This window comes from Xanthomonas chitinilytica, assembly GCF_026107455.2.
GTDB lineage: Bacteria > Pseudomonadota > Gammaproteobacteria > Xanthomonadales > Xanthomonadaceae > Stenotrophomonas > Stenotrophomonas chitinilytica.
Genome location: NZ_JAPCHY010000003.1, coordinates 186,178 through 199,652, shown reverse-complemented (window position 1 = coordinate 199,652; position 13,475 = coordinate 186,178). Strand labels below are relative to the sequence as shown.

11 protein-coding genes are annotated in these 13,475 nt (G+C 69.6%); 6 read left to right on the top strand and 5 right to left on the bottom strand.

Annotation, left to right across the window (positions count from 1 at the left end):
- Positions 1 to 142 precede the first annotated feature (142 nt).
- A complete protein-coding gene (locus OK345_RS04790) occupies positions 143 to 805 on the bottom strand; it encodes a serine/threonine-protein kinase (RefSeq protein ID WP_265126785.1) in 663 nt (220 codons plus the stop codon).
- Between the two features lie 127 nt (positions 806 to 932).
- Here OK345_RS04790 and OK345_RS04785 point away from each other — a divergent pair, with 127 nt between their 5' ends.
- Entirely contained in the window at positions 933 to 2,942 is a 2,010-nt protein-coding gene (locus OK345_RS04785) for a bifunctional DedA family/phosphatase PAP2 family protein (protein WP_265126784.1), read from the top strand.
- 34 nt (positions 2,943 to 2,976) lie between these two features.
- Here OK345_RS04785 and OK345_RS04780 read toward each other — a convergent pair whose 3' ends face one another.
- The 3 genes from OK345_RS04780 to OK345_RS04770 all read right to left on the bottom strand — a co-directional run bounded on the left by OK345_RS04780 (position 2,977) and on the right by OK345_RS04770 (position 6,008).
- On the bottom strand, positions 2,977 to 3,558 hold the full coding sequence (locus OK345_RS04780; protein ID WP_265126783.1) for an LON peptidase substrate-binding domain-containing protein: 582 nt from the start codon (positions 3,556 to 3,558) through the stop codon (positions 2,977 to 2,979).
- 138 nt (positions 3,559 to 3,696) lie between these two features.
- A complete protein-coding gene (gene mpl / locus OK345_RS04775; protein WP_265126782.1) occupies positions 3,697 to 5,058 on the bottom strand; it encodes a UDP-N-acetylmuramate:L-alanyl-gamma-D-glutamyl-meso-diaminopimelate ligase in 1,362 nt (453 codons plus the stop codon).
- A 386-nt stretch (positions 5,059 to 5,444) separates the two neighbouring features.
- Complete coding sequence (locus OK345_RS04770) at positions 5,445 to 6,008, bottom strand: adenylate kinase (RefSeq protein ID WP_265126781.1); 564 nt, start codon at positions 6,006 to 6,008, stop codon at positions 5,445 to 5,447.
- Between the two features lie 139 nt (positions 6,009 to 6,147).
- Between OK345_RS04770 and OK345_RS04765 the strand changes: the two genes are divergently transcribed.
- Together OK345_RS04765 and OK345_RS04760 are read left to right on the top strand one after the other, a co-directional pair.
- Positions 6,148 to 7,404: a 6-phosphofructokinase gene (locus tag OK345_RS04765; protein ID WP_265126780.1), complete on the top strand. Its 1,257-nt coding sequence runs from the start codon at positions 6,148 to 6,150 to the stop codon at positions 7,402 to 7,404.
- A 239-nt stretch (positions 7,405 to 7,643) separates the two neighbouring features.
- Positions 7,644 to 8,228, top strand: a complete 585-nt coding sequence (locus OK345_RS04760) for a YiiX family permuted papain-like enzyme (RefSeq protein ID WP_265126953.1) — start codon at positions 7,644 to 7,646, stop codon at positions 8,226 to 8,228.
- A gap of 498 nt (positions 8,229 to 8,726) precedes the next feature.
- Here the strand turns inward: OK345_RS04760 and OK345_RS04755 are convergent, their stop codons facing one another.
- Positions 8,727 to 9,236, bottom strand: coding sequence for a hypothetical protein (locus OK345_RS04755; RefSeq protein WP_265126779.1), 510 nt, complete (start codon positions 9,234 to 9,236; stop codon positions 8,727 to 8,729).
- Positions 9,237 to 9,484: 248 nt separating this feature from the next.
- On the opposite strand from OK345_RS04755, the gene OK345_RS04750 reads away from it, so the two are divergent.
- The 3 genes from OK345_RS04750 (at position 9,485) to OK345_RS04740 (ending at position 13,445) form a co-directional block, all read left to right on the top strand.
- The gene (locus OK345_RS04750) at positions 9,485 to 11,512 is read left to right on the top strand and encodes a sodium-translocating pyrophosphatase (protein ID WP_265126778.1); all 2,028 of its coding nucleotides are present in this window, start codon (positions 9,485 to 9,487) and stop codon (positions 11,510 to 11,512) included.
- Between the two features lie 130 nt (positions 11,513 to 11,642).
- Complete coding sequence (gene ppa, locus OK345_RS04745; RefSeq protein WP_265126777.1) at positions 11,643 to 12,179, top strand: inorganic diphosphatase; 537 nt, start codon at positions 11,643 to 11,645, stop codon at positions 12,177 to 12,179.
- A 150-nt stretch (positions 12,180 to 12,329) separates the two neighbouring features.
- Positions 12,330 to 13,445 (top strand): HDOD domain-containing protein, encoded by a 1,116-nt coding sequence (locus OK345_RS04740; RefSeq protein WP_265126776.1) that lies wholly within the window; start codon positions 12,330 to 12,332, stop codon positions 13,443 to 13,445.
- Positions 13,446 to 13,475 lie beyond the last annotated feature (30 nt).

The window sequence follows — 13,475 nt, the reverse complement described above, 5'->3', positions numbered from 1 at the left end:
GGTCGCGACTCACGTCGCTCCTACACCCCCGCCCCAGCCTCTGGGGGCGCGCCGAAGGCGCGGGGGATAGGCAAGGCAGAAGTCGGGGCCCAAGGTTTTGCTCCGCAAAACCTTGGGGGCACGGCCCGCTGTGCGGGCCGTGTCACGCCTTGGGGCCCTGCCCCTCGTTGTCTTCCCAGTGCAGGATGCGGCGGGTGACGAAGCGGTAGACCGGCTTGCCGGTGCGGAACCAGAGGTCGCGCACCCACGAGTGCCGCTTGAGCAGGCGCTTTTCCACCGGCGTCAGCGCCTGCGGGCAGTACGTGCGCTTGTGCTTGAGCAGATGGCGCAGGTCCTCGCGCGCCAGCAGCCGCATCCAGCGCGAGCGCGGATCGCCGCGCACCGCCAGCTGGAAGTCGATCAATGCCGGGCGGCCATTCTCCAGCACCAGCCAGTTGGCTTCCTTGGCCAGGTCGTTGTGGGCGATGCCGCGCCGGTGCACCTGCTGCAGCAGCCGCCGCGCGGCACGGAAATAGGCCAGGTCGCCGCGCGGCGGGCGCTGGTACATGGCATCGCCGGCCATGAAGCTGCGGTCCAGCCAGCGCCCGTCCCAGCGCAGCAGCCGCGGGGTGGCCGGCATGCCGTCGAGCTGGCGCAGCGCGCGCGCCTCGCGCCGCGCCAGCCACCACGCCGGCAGCCGCAGCCACCACGGGGTGGCGGTGAGATCGCGCCGCACGAAGCGGCCGTCCGCCTGCTGCACCAGCAGGATGCGGCCGAAACTGTCGGACTTGAGCGCTTGGCTGCCGGTATCGCGGGTATCTTCCATCGCATCATTCTAGGCGCGATCCCGGCGTGCGCCGCCGGGCCGGCCGCTGAACCGCAACTGCGCCGGCATCGCCGGTGATCGTTGCCCGATAGCCGATCGCGCACTTTCCGCCCTCTATAATCCGCCGATGAATTCATCCTGGATCGACGCCACGCTCGCGTGGATCGCCGCTCATCCCGTGCTCGCCGGCGCGGTCATCTTCGCCATCGCCTTCTGCGATGCGGTCATCGTGCTCGGCGCCATCGTGCCGGCGCTGCCGCTGATGATCGCGGTGGGCGTGCTGATCGGGCTCGACCAGATCTCCGGTCCCTACGCGGTGGCCTGCGCGGCGCTCGGCGCCTTCGTCGGCGACGGCCTGAGCTACTGGGTCGGGCGCCGCTGGGGCAACCGCCTGCGCGGGGTATGGCCGTTCAGCCGCTACCCGCAGCTGCTGGACCGCGGCGAGACGATGTTCCGCCGCAACGCCTTCAAGAGCATCCTGGTGGCGCGCTACGTCGGCGCCATCCGCCCGTTCGTGCCGGCCATCGCCGGCATGGCGCACATGCCGCTGCATCGCTACGCCCAGGCCAGCGGCGCGGCCTGCCTGTCGTGGGCGGTGCTGTTCCTGCTGCCCGGCTGGATGCTGGGCCAGGCCTACGACGCGGTGGCCGCGGTGGCCGGGCGCCTGTTCGTGGTGGTGGCGCTGCTGGGCGTGATCCTGGGCCTGGTATGGGCCCTGGTGCTGTACGGCTACCGCTGGTCGGCCGCGCGCATCGACATCTGGCTGGCGCGGCTGCTGGGCTGGTCGCAGCGGCATCCGCTGCTGGGCCGCTACTCGGTGGCGGTGTTCGACCCGCAGCGGCGCGAATCGGTGCCGCTGGCGATGCTGGCGGCGATGTTGCTGCTGCTGGGCTGGGGCTGGTTCGCGCTGCTGATGGCAGTGATGGCCCATGGCGAGCCGCTGCGCCTGGACCTGGCGGTGCACGAGGCGATGCTGGCGCTGCGCAACCCGCTGGCCGACTACCCGCTGGCCGCACTGGCCTCGCTGGGCGACTGGCAGGTGCTGCTGCCGGCGATCGGCGCCGGCATGGGCTACCTGATGTGGCGGCGGCGCTGGATGGCCGCCGCGCACTGGCTGGCCGCGCTGGCCTTCGGCCTGGCCCTGACCAAGCTGCTCGGCGCCACCATGCACGTGGTGCGGCCGCCGGCGGCCAGCAGCGGCTTCGGCTTCCCGTCGGTGGCGGTGACCATGGCCACCATCACCTTCGGCTTCTTCGCAGTGCTGATCGCGCGCGAACTGCCCGGGCGCACGCGGGTATGGCCCTACCTGGTCTCGGGCATCATCGTCACCAGCATCGGCTTCGCCCGCATCTACCTGGGCGCGCACTGGCTCAGCGACGTCATCGGCGGGATGCTGTTCGGCCTGTTCTGGCTGCTGGTGCTGGGCATCGCCTACCGCCGCCGCTTCAACCGCTCGTTCTGGGTCAAGCCGGTGGCATGGCTGTTCTACGGCAGCTTCGCGCTGGCCGCGTTCTGGTATGCGCCGCGCAACATTCCGCTGAAGCTGGCCAAGTTCGAGCCGGCGCCGCCGGTGATGATGCAGCTCGACGCCAGCCAATGGTGGGAGCAGGACTGGCGCCACCTGCCTTCGCGCCGCAACGAATTCGACGACGACCAGCGCTGGCCGCTGGACGTGCAGGTGGCCGGCCCGCTGGCGCCGTTGCAGCGCCAGCTCGAAAGCCGGGGCTGGCGGGCGCAGCCGCAGGCCGGCTGGGAACAGGCCTTGCTGATGCTGGACGTGAGCGCCGACGCCGACGAGGTGCCGGTGTTGCCGGCCACGCTGGATACCCACGTGGAGTCGCTGCTGATGCTGCGCCCCGGCGATGCCCCGGGCGAACTGCATGCGCTGCGGCTGTGGCCGGCCCCGGCGCAGCTGGCGCCGCAGGCCGCGCCGCTGTGGCTGGGCAGCGCCCAGACCCTGCGCTACCAGCGGCACTTCCGCCTGTTCGGACTGTGGCGACCGCTGCGCGGCATCGACCCTGCGCTCAATGCGGTCAAGGAGTCGCTGGGGCCGCTGCCCAATCGCAGCGAGCTCCATCCCGATACGCGGATGCCGATGCTGCTGGTCCGCAGCGAGCCGGTGCCGCCGGCCGGCTGAGTTCCGCTCCGCGCCGGTCGGCCGCGCCCGGCGCTCAGCCGGGCATCCACCCCAGCAGGTGTTCCAGGCGCTGGTGCGGATCGTCCTCCTGCAGCAGCAGCAGCCGCTGCTCTTCGTCCAGCGGCAGCAGTTCGGCCAGGCGCCAGCCCACCCAGGCCGCCTGCTCCAGCTGTGCCGGGCCGGCCGAGGCGAACTCGCCACCGGCCTGTTCCAGGATCCGCTCCAGCACCGTTCCCAGCAGCGCGTGCTCCGGCCGCAGCTCGTCGTCGCTGTCCGGCTCGCACCAGTGCACGTCGCCCACCACCAGGCCGTTGTCGCGCACCCGCGTGCGTTCGACGTGGAAGCGGCGCGCACCGCGCAGGCGCAGTACCAGCACGCCATCCGCACCGACGTCGAAGTCCTCGATCCGCGCTTCCACGCCCCATGCCGCCGGCGTGGCCGGCTCGCCCACCTCTTCGCCATCGAGAATCAGGCAGATCCCGAAACCGCAGCCCTGGCGGCCGCATTCGCGCACCAGATCCAGGTAGCGGCGCTCGAACACGCGCAGGCCCACGGCGGCGCCGGGCAGCAGCGCGCCATGCAAGGGGAACAACGGCAGGGTAACGGTCGAAGTCATCGTGGCGTGACGGCGGGCAGCCGCCCGCATCTGAATCCTGCCGGCGATGGTACCGCAGCCCTGTCCGGCCGCTTTCGCCACGTGCGGCGGGACAGCGTCGGAACCGGCGCCGGACGCGGCCCGTCCGTCCCCGCGTTGCTACCCCTGCAACTGCGCCAGGAACCGGCGCGGGGCACCGTCGAAACCGCCGTTGGACATGAACACCACATGGTCGCCCGGCTGCGCCACCTCACCCAGCGCGCGCAGCAACGCCCCGGTATCGGGCACCGCCCGCGCCTGTCCGCGTACCGCGGCGATCACCTTGCCCGCATCCCACGGCAATTCGGGCCGCTGCAGGAACAGCACCGCATCGGCATCGTCCAGCGAGGGCGCCAGCGCATCGGCATGCGCGCCCAGCCGCATCGAGTTGCTGCGCGGTTCCATCGCCACCACGATGCGGGCGTCGCCGACCCGCGCGCGCAGGCCCTCCAGCGTGGTGCGGATCGCGGTGGGATGGTGGGCGAAGTCGTCGTAGAGGGTGATGCCCTGCGCCTGACCGATCAGCTCCAGCCGCCGCTTGACGCTGCGGAACCGCGCCAGCGCCGGCAACACCGTGGCCACGTCCACGCCGACGGCATGGGCCGCGGCCAGCGCCGCCAGGCCATTGAGCACGTTGTGCCGGCCCAGCAGCGGCCAATGCACCTCGCCCAGCGGCTGGCCGTCGTGCAGCACGACGAAGGCGCTGCCGTCCTCGCGCAGCAGCTGCGCGCTCCATTCCAGCGAGGCGTCGAAGCCGAAACGCTCCACCGGCGTCCAGCACCCCATCGCCAGCACTTCGGCCAGATGCGCGTCCTCGCCGTTGACGATCAGCCGGCCACGACGCGGCACCGTGCGCACCAGGTGGTGGAACTGGCGCTGGATCGCCGCCACGTCGGGAAAGATGTCGGCGTGGTCGTACTCGAGGTTGTTGAGGATCGCCACCAGCGGCCGGTAGTGCACGAACTTGCTGCGCTTGTCGAAGAACGCGGTGTCGTACTCGTCGGCCTCGACCACGAATTCCCTGCCGCCGCCGACCCGCGCCGACACCCCGAAATCCTCGGCCACGCCGCCGATCAGGAAGCCCGGCTCGCGACCGGCGGCCTGCAGCAGCCAGGTCAGGATGGTGGTGGTGGTGGTCTTGCCGTGGGTGCCGGCGACCGCCAGCGTGTCGCGTCCCGGCAGTACCCGCTCGGACAGCCATTGCGCACCGGAGGTATAGCGCCGGCCCGCGTCCAGCACGGCCTCGACCGCTGCATTGCCGCGCGAGAGCGCATTGCCCACCACCACCTCGTCGCAGTCGGCCGAGATGTTCTCCGCCGCGTAGCCCTGCGCGAGCGCGATCCCCAGCTTTTCCAGTTGGGTCGACATCGGCGGATACACCGCCTGGTCGCTGCCTTCTACCTGATGTCCCAGTTCGCGTGCCAGGGCGGCCACGCCGCCCATGAAGGTGCCGGCAATGCCGAGGATGTGGATCTTGCTCATGCCGGCGATTGTCGCCGATGCACGCCCATTACGGGAGCCGCGACCTGTCCCGCATGCGGCGGCGGGTAGGAATAATCCTGCCCCGATGTCGGGGAAAACCCGATGGCGGCCCTCTCCGGCGTCATGGACAATGTTCCCCACGCCAGCCGCAGTATCCCGCCGGTCCTACTCCCCAAGAGGCCATCCCCCGGGAGCTCATGCTGCGGGGCCTTGAGCAAGCCCTACTGCTGGTATCACGCAGAGATGCACCTCTTCCAGGTCCCGTCAACGCACGGGACCTGGAAGATCTGCGTCCGCCCTCGCAGGGCGGCCCGGACGGGATATGCCCGCGACACCGCCAGCCGCCATGCCCGCACCGCCGTTGCGGCGGCGCGGGCCAGATTCCCTCAGCGACCGATCGCCGCCAGGATGCGCGACAGCACCTCGTCCAGCGAACCGACGCCATCCACGCGCGCCAGCTTGCCGCGGCCCTCGTAGAAGCCGATCACCGGCGCGGTGGAGTCGTTGTAGACCTGCAGGCGCTTGCGCACCGACTCGGGATTGTCGTCCTCGCGGCCTTCGGCCTTGGCGCGGCCGGCGATGCGCTCGACCAGCAGCTCGGTGGCCACGTCCAGCTGCACCACCGCATCGAGCGGCTGCTCGATCTTGGCCAGCAGGCCGTCCAGCGCGTTGGCCTGGGCGACGTTGCGCGGGTAGCCGTCGAGGATGAAACCGTTGGCCACGTCGTCGCGACCCAGGCGCGATTCCAGCATGCCCAGCAGGATGTCGTCGGATACCAGATCGCCGCGGGCCATCACTTCCTTGGCCTGCAGGCCCAGCTCGGTGCCGGCGGCCACCTCGGCGCGCAGCAGGTCGCCGGTGGAAATGTGCGGAATCTGCAGCTTTTCCTTAAGACGGGTCGCCTGTGTCCCCTTGCCCGAACCGGGCGGTCCCAACAGAACCAATCGCATTCCTGACTCCCAATGTTGAAAAAACCGGACGGCCAGCGGCGTTAGACTCCAGGGCCGATTCACGCTGCACCGCAATAAGCGCAGCTTACCGCATCCGGATATTGTCCCGGAAATGTCCCCCTGTCCCGTGGAAACCCCGATGAGCCAAGGCACCCTGCTGTATGCCCAGTCCGGCGGCGTCACCGCCGTCATCAACGCCACCGCCGCCGCCGTGATCGGGCAGGCGCGCGCGCGCAAGGTCAAGGTACTGGCTGCGCGCAACGGCATCCTCGGCGCGCTGCGCGAGGACCTGATCGACACCTCGAAGGAATCGGCGGCGGCGATCGCGGCGCTGGCGCATACCCCGGGCGGCGCGTTCGGCTCCTGCCGCTACAAGCTCAAGTCGCTGGAGGCCGACCGCGGCAAGTACGAGCGGCTGCTGGAAGTGTTCCAGGCGCACGACGTGCGCTGGTTCCTCTACAACGGCGGCAACGATTCGGCCGATACCGCATGGAAGGTCTCGCAGCTGGCCGAGGCGTTCGGTTATCCGCTGACCTGCATCGGCGTGCCGAAGACCATCGACAACGACCTGGCGGTGACCGACACCTGCCCCGGCTTCGGCTCGGCCGCCAAGTACACCGCGGTCTCGGTGCGCGAGGCGGCGCTGGACGTGGCGGCCATGGCCGAGACCTCGACCAAGGTGTTCGTCTACGAGGCGATGGGCCGCCATGCCGGCTGGCTGGCCGCCGCGGCGGGCCTGGCCGGCGAAGGCGCGGACGATGCGCCGCAGGTGATCCTGCTGCCCGAGCGCGCCTACGACGAGGCCGCGTTCCTGGCACGGGTGAAGCAGGTGGTGGCCAAGGTCGGCTGGTGCGTGGTGGTGGCCAGCGAGGGCATCCAGACCGCCGACGGCAGGTTCGTCGCCGATGCCGGCGGCGGCACCGATTCGTTCGGACATACCCAGCTCGGCGGCGTGGCGTCGTACCTGGCCGGGCGGGTCAAGGACCAGCTCGGCTTCAAGGTGCACTGGACCCTGCCCGACTACCTGCAGCGCTCGGCCCGCCACATCGCCTCCCGGACCGACTGGGAACAGGCGCAGGCGGTCGGCAAGGCCGCGGTGCAGTTCGCGCTCAAGGGCCAGAACGCGGTGATGCCGGTGATCGTGCGCACCTCCGACGCGCCCTATCGCTGGAAGATCGAAGCGGCACCGTTGAGCAAGGTGGCCAACCACGAGAAGAAGATGCCGGCCGGCTTCATCCGCAAGGACGGCTTCGGCATCACCGACAAGGCCCGCCGCTACCTGCAGCCGCTGATCCGCGGCGAGGCGCCGCTGCCCTATGGCCGCGACGGACTGCCGAAATACGTGACGCTGAAGAACGTGGCGGTGAAGAAGAAGCTGCCGGCCTGGGAAGGCTGAGCACCGGCCTGAACCTGCGGATGGCGCCGGGACTCCGGGAAACGGGAGTCCCGGCCAGCGACGCCTGCAAGGTTCGCCGCCTTGCCGTCCTTCCGCTTCATGCCGCGCATAGGGTTTCCGCAGCAGGGCATCGGCGCCCCCTTCCCTGCAGCGCAGCGACACCTGGCGCCACATACTCTCCACGCTGCGCTCCCGCGAAGGGAGCGCAGATGCGCCGCAAGGAGTCTTCGTTGAGAACGATGACCGCGCTGATCCTCGGGCTGCTGCTCAGTCCGCTCGCTTCGGCCTACGAGCCGCAAGCCGGGGACATCGTCTTCCACACCTCCACGTCCAGCCAGAGCCTGGCGGTGCAGGCGGCTACCCGTTCGCGCTACAGCCACATGGGCATCGTCCTGTTCCGCAACGGCAGCCCTTATGTGCTCGAAGCCGTGCAGCCGGTCCAGTACACGCCGCTGCAGGCCTGGCTCGACCGCGGCAAGCACGGGCACTACGTCGTGAAGCGCCTGCGTTCCCCGCTCTCCACGCAGGCTTCCGCCGCGCTCCAGGCGGAGGCGGCGCGCCACGTCGGCAAGCCCTACGACCTCACGTTCGAATGGTCGGACGAGCGCATCTACTGCTCCGAACTGGTCTGGAAGCTCTACAAGTCGGCCGCGGGGATCGAACTGGCGCCGCTGGCCCGGCTCGGCAGCTTCGACCTCAATGCAGCGCCGGTGCGGGCGAAGCTGCGCGAACGCTACGGCCAGCGGGTGCCGCTGGACGAGCCGGTGGTGTCTCCCGCGGCCATCTTCGAATCGCCGCTGCTCGTCACCGTGGACCGGCGCTGACGGGGCGATGTTGACCAGCGGCGGTGACCTCGCAATCATGCCTCCGGCAGGCACCACCTCGATGTGCGGAAGTCCGGTGCCGGTTGCCTGATGAGCGGCTCAGAAAGGCCCATCACCGCTTCTGCCTTTGATGGTGGATGGCTTCCAGGAAATGCTCCGGGGCGCCCAAGACCTGGGGGCATCGCTATGGCAACCGGCATCCCATCGGTCGCAACTGACTCCTACAACGACCAGGATGCCGTTGTAGGAGCGACGTCAGTCGCGAGCTTTTCGGGCGGCAACGACCGGCATCGAGATTTCCAGATGCACGCCCTTGGGAGCCCCGTCACTGCTTCTGTCTTTTGGTGGTGGGCGGCTTCCAGGAATTGTCCCGGAGCGCCCATGACCTGCGGCATCATTATGGCAACCGGCGCCCCACCGGTCGCGACTGACGTCGCTCCTACAACGGCTTCCTACTCCTTGTAGGAGCGACGTCAGTCGCGAGCTTTTCGAGCGGCTTCAACGGCAGGCCTTGCCCTCCATCCTCAGCCGCGCGGCGAACGCCGGCAGCGCCGCCAGCCTGCCCGCTGCCGCCTGTGCCTTGGCTTCCTCCAGATAGACCCGGTTCTGGCCCTGCCCGTCCAGCGTCACCGCCTGCCCGGCCGGCTTGCGCCATACCTCGACCACCGCCTGCCGGCCACTGCATGCGGCGGAAGGAATGCGGATCACTTCGTTGAGTTTCCAGCCCGCGGCTGCGGACGGCTCGACCCTGGCGTAGTCCAGGAACGCCGCGCGCGGCTGGCATTGCGGGCTGGTGCGCACCAGCTGCATGTCGTAGGGCGCTGCCGCCGCGCCGGTGAAGCGGCCCTCGATGCGGGTGCAGGCTTCGGGGATCTGCCGCACCGTGTGGACGGCGCCATCGGCCTGCGGCGTGGCGGCCGGCCGCTCGATCTCGGCCCTGGGCGGCGCGGCCAGCGCAACCGGCAGCGGCAGCAGGAGGAACAGCGGAAGCATGGTTCGAAGGGCCATTGCAGGACTCCGGCAGGCAGGTGCGACGCAGGCTGCCAGCACCGCCCTGAACCGGACGGCAAGACGCGCCGGTGGCGGTGCGGGCATGCGCCGGTCATACTCGGGCCGCTCCAGGGATTGTTGAACACCACGACACGTACCACGGCCGCCCACGCGACCCCGGGTCTGTTCCAGTGCTTCCGCTCCGCCCGGCGTGTCCTCCCGTTCATCCATTCGCTGGATGGCATCCATCAACCTTGGGAGGGGTCATGCTGGAACACTACGGTCTTGGTCTGGCGCTGGTCTGCGCCGCGCTCGCGATTCTCTACGGCATCATTTCGGCACGCTGGATCCTGCGGCAGCCTGCCGGCAACGCACGCATGCAGGAAATCGCCGCCGCCATCCAGGAAGGCGCACGCGCCTACCTCAACCGCCAATACCTGACCATCGCCATCGCCGGCGCGGTGCTGTTCGTGCTGGTGGGGGTGTTCCTGAGCTGGTACACCGCAGTGGGCTTCGCGATCGGCGCGGTACTGTCCGGCGCGGCCGGCTACATCGGCATGAACGTATCGGTGCGCGCCAACGTGCGCACCGCCGAGGCGGCGCGCAACGGCCTGGGCGCGGCGATGGACGTGGCGTTCCGCGGCGGCGCGATCACCGGCATGCTGGTGGTCGGGCTGGGCCTGCTGGGCGTGGCCGGCTACTACTGGCTGCTGCTGCGGCTGGGCCTGAGCAGCGGCGATACGCTGCATGCGCTGGTCGGGCTGGCGTTCGGCAGCTCGCTGATCTCGATCTTCGCGCGCCTGGGCGGCGGCATCTTCACCAAGGGTGCGGACGTGGGCGCCGACCTGGTCGGCAAGGTCGAGGCCGGCATCCCCGAGGACGACCCGCGCAACCCGGCGGTGATCGCCGACAACGTCGGCGACAACGTCGGCGACTGCGCCGGCATGGCTGCTGACCTGTTCGAGACCTACGCGGTCACCGTGATCGCCACCATGCTGCTGGGCGGCTTGATGGTGGCCGAGGTGGGCCGCAACGCGGTGCTGTACCCGCTGGTGCTGGGCGGGGTGTCGATCATCGCCTCGATCGTCGGTGCATTCTTCGTCAAGGTGAAGGCGGGCGGCTCGATCATGGGTGCGCTGTACAAGGGCGTGATCGTCTCCGGCGTGCTGGCGGCCATCGCCTTCTGGCCGGTCACCACCGGGCTGATGGCCGATTCGCCGTATGGCGCCGCCAACCTTTATGTCTGCGCGCTGATCGGGCTGGTGCTGACCGGGCTGATCGTATGGATCACCGAGTACTACACCGGCACCCAGTACAAGCCGGTGCAGCACGTGGCCGCCGCGTCCACCACCGGCCACGGCACCAACATCATCGCCGGCCTGGGGGTATCGATGAAATCCACCGCGCTGCCGGTCATCGCGGTGTGCGCGGCGATCTGGGGCGCATTCCACTTCGGCGGGCTGTACGGCATCGCCATCGCCGCCACCGCGATGCTGTCGATGGCCGGCATGATCGTCGCGCTGGACGCCTACGGCCCGATCACCGACAACGCCGGCGGCATCGCCGAGATGGCCGAGCTGCCGCCGGAGATCCGCGACATCACCGATCCGCTGGATGCGGTCGGCAACACCACCAAGGCGGTGACCAAGGGTTATGCCATCGGCTCGGCGGCGCTGGCGGCGCTGGTGCTGTTCGCCGACTACACCCACAACCTGCAGGCGGCCAATCCCGGCGAGACGTTCGCCTTCGACCTGTCCGACCACACCGTGATCATCGGCCTGCTGATCGGCGGCCTGATCCCCTACCTGTTCGGCGCGATGGCGATGGAGGCGGTGGGCCGCGCCGCCGGCGCGGTGGTGGAGGAGGTGCGCCGGCAGTTCCGCGAGATCCCCGGGATCATGCAGGGCACCGGCAAGCCGGATTACTCGCGCGCGGTGGACATGCTCACCCGCTCGGCGATCCGCGAGATGATCGTGCCCTCGCTGCTGCCGGTGGCGGTGCCGATCGTGGTCGGCCTGCTGCTGGGGCCGAAGGCGCTGGGCGGGTTGCTGATCGGCACCATCGTCACCGGCCTGTTCGTGGCGATCTCGATGACCACCGGCGGCGGCGCTTGGGACAACGCCAAGAAGTACATCGAGGACGGCCACCACGGCGGCAAGGGCAGCGAGGCGCACAAGGCCGCGGTCACCGGCGACACCGTCGGCGACCCGTACAAGGACACCGCCGGCCCGGCGATCAACCCGCTGATCAAGATCATCAACATCGTCGCGCTGCTGCTGGTACCGCTGCTGTGACCCCCGGGGCCGGCCGAAGCTGAACACGGCCGGCCCTTCCGGCCTGGCCCCCGGCCCCGCTTTGGTGCGCCGCAATACTCCTCGGCGTAGAATGGCGCACTTTTCCAATTGCAAGATTCGGAGCTAGCGCATGGGTCTGGAACTCGTTTCGTCGGGCAAGAACCCGCCGGAAGAAATCAACGTCATCATCGAGATCCCGAAGGACTCGGAGCCGGTGAAGTACGAGGTGGACAAGGAATCGGGAGCGATCTTCGTCGACCGCATCCTCTCCACGCCGATGCGCTACCCCTGCAACTACGGCTACGTGCCCAACACCCTGTGCGGCGACGGCGATCCGGCCGACGTGCTGGTGGTGCTGCCGCTGCCGCTGGTACCCGGCTCGGTGGTGCGCTGCCGTCCGGTGGGCGTGCTGAAGATGAGCGACGAGGCCGGCAGCGACGAGAAGATCCTGGCCGTGCCGGTCGCCAAGATCTTCAACGGCTACGCCCATGTCGAGGACATCGGCCAGGTGTCCAGCCACTGGCTGGAGCGCATCGGCCACTTCTTCGAGCACTACAAGGACCTGGAGAAGGGCAAGTGGGTCAAGCTCGACGGTTGGGGCGGCGCCGAGGAGGCCAAGCGCATCCTGAACGAAGCCACCGCCGCCTATCTCGCCAACCAGGCCTGATGCGCTTCGGGGGCAGGCCACCGGCCCGCCCTCGGGGAGACGACGGTCACGTTTCAAGAGTGATGCCGATGACCCGATGACGGGCATTGGCTACATTGCAGCCTGCATTCCGGCCCGGAACAGGGGCCGGACGATCTCGGGGAAAGTGTCTTGCGTATTCTGCTTGTCGGGGACGAGGCCAGCCTGCCGGCTGAGCTGGTCGATTACATCGGGGATCTGGGCGACGAGTGGCAGGTCCAGACCGTCGGCGACGGCAACAGCGCCATCGCCACGATCGCTTCGAGCCCGGTCGACGCGGTCATCGCCGCACCGGCGCTGCCCGACCTGACCGCGGCCACCCTGCTCGGCCAGATCCGTACCCTGCGCCCGGAGACGATCCGCATCGCGCTGATCGATGCCGATACCAGCCATCGCCCGCCACCGGCCCGCATCATCGGCGTGGCGCATCGCTTCCTGCCGCTGCCGCTGACCCCGGAAGTGCTGCTGGACGCGCTGACCAGCCTCGAGGAACTGCGCGAGCTGCTCGACAGCCCGCGCCTGCGTTCGGCCATCGGCCGGATCGAGAAGCTGCCCTCGCCGCCGCACCTGTACCTGAGCCTGAAGCACGCCCTGGAAGAGGACGAGGGCGCCGACAGCGCCGACATCGCCAAGCTGATCGCCGGCGACCCGGCCATCGCCGCCAAGGTGCTGCAGCTGTCCAACTCGGCCTTCTTCAACAGCGGACGCTCCATTTCCGACCTGCGCGGCGCGGTGACCCGGCTCGGGCTGTCGACCCTGCGCGACCTGGTGCTGGCCAGCGAAGTGTTTTCCGGCCAGTCGCTGTCCAACGCCGAGCGCAACGCATTGCAGCTGCGGGCGCTGACCGCCTCGCGGCTGGCCGCCAAGATGCTGCCCGCCTCCAGCGCCGAACTGGGCGCCACCGCCGCGTTGCTGGCCGATATCGGCCTGCTGTTGCCCGGCGTGCGCAACGAGCGCGAGCCGCTGCTCGAGGGCGACGAGCGCCCCGGACATGCCGAGGCCGGCGCCTACCTGCTGGGCCTGTGGGGCCTGCCGATGCCGATCATCGAGGCGGTCGGCTTCCACCTGCAGCCGCAACGCTCCAACCTGCGCAGCTTCTGGGTGACCGGCGCCGTGCACGTGGCCACCGCGCTGGCCGGCGGCACGCCGGTGAACGAGGAATACCTGGCCAGGGTGGGTGCACTGCCGAAGCTGGAAGGCTGGCGGGAGCACGCCAACGCGCTGATGGGCCTCAGCATCGAGGCCTGACGGCTTCCGTTTCCTGTAGGCGTGCCCAGG